The sequence below is a fragment of the Arthrobacter sp. Y3225116 genome, assembly GCF_059091245.1.
Genome location: NZ_JBNHGL010000478.1, coordinates 1 through 978, shown reverse-complemented (window position 1 = coordinate 978; position 978 = coordinate 1). Strand labels below are relative to the sequence as shown.

Annotated in this window: 1 protein-coding gene and 1 pseudogene; one reads left to right on the top strand and one right to left on the bottom strand. The window is 71.3% G+C overall.

The features are described 5' to 3' along the window. A pseudogene (locus AC5RV2_RS18440) lies at positions 1-157 on the top strand (DinB family protein); the annotation flags it as partial. 65 nt (positions 158-222) lie between these two features. On the opposite strand, the gene AC5RV2_RS18435 reads toward AC5RV2_RS18440, so the two are convergent. Further along, the coding region (locus tag AC5RV2_RS18435; protein WP_494093529.1) for a GNAT family N-acetyltransferase at positions 223-978 on the bottom strand (756 nt) is incomplete at its 5' end.

The following is a 978-nucleotide window of genomic DNA, read 5'->3' as shown; positions in this document are numbered from 1 at the left end:
GGCGGCCGCGGAGGTCGCGGCCGGCTTCAATGCGGTGACCCCGGCCGAGTGGGACCGCCGCGGCCGGCGCAGCAACGGTTCGGCTTTCACCGTCGTCACGCTCGGCAGCTACTTCCTGCACGACGTCACGCATCACCTGCACGACGTCGGGGCGTAGCCGCCGCCCGGCCGCGGTGCACGACGTCGGGGGTGCACGGTGTCGGGGCCCTCCCCCCGCCTGCGTCAGGTCAGCGGCAGTTCATAGTCCAGGTAGCGCTTGGTCGGCTGGTAGCCCATCCGGGTGTAGAGGGCCAGCGCCCCGCTGGGGTTCTCGGTGTCCACGCCCAGCCCGGCGTGTGCCATCCCGCCGGCCCGGAACCGGCGCATCGCTTCGGCCAGCAGCGATTGGGCAAGCCCGCGGCCGCGCCACGGCCTGCGGACGCCGAGGAGGTTCGTGAAGCCTTCGTCATACCCTGACTGCAGCTTGTACCGAGGATCAAAGCTGGCCACCTGGTACGCCACCGTCTCGCCGGAGGCGGCCTCCACCACCGACATGCTCCACTCCGGCCTGGTCTCCGGGTGCTGCACCAGGGTCTTCCACCGGCGCTCGTCCCTCGGCTCGCTGCCCCAGTGGTCCGCGAACGCCTCGTTGTGGGCGAGCCGCACGGCGTCGCTGTCGCCCGGGTCCAGGTCCACAAACACGAAGCCCTGCGGCAGCGGCGCGTCCGGAATCTCCTCCAGCGGCCGGGTCATTTCGGTGAAGTAGCGGACCACCGTGGCGCCCGCCGCTTCCATCAGCGCGTTGTGCGCCGGATCTTGTTCCTCCGTGCTGCTTCGCAGGACGCCGCCGCTGATGCCGGCCGCGCTGAACCGGCGGCGCTGGCGGTCGGCCTGCCACTCGTAGAGGTCGACGGACACCCGGCCGTGTTGCTGGCGGACAAGACCGGGGACTGGGAGTACTTCGCGTTCGAACCGGGCGACGAGGAATTCGCCGCCGTG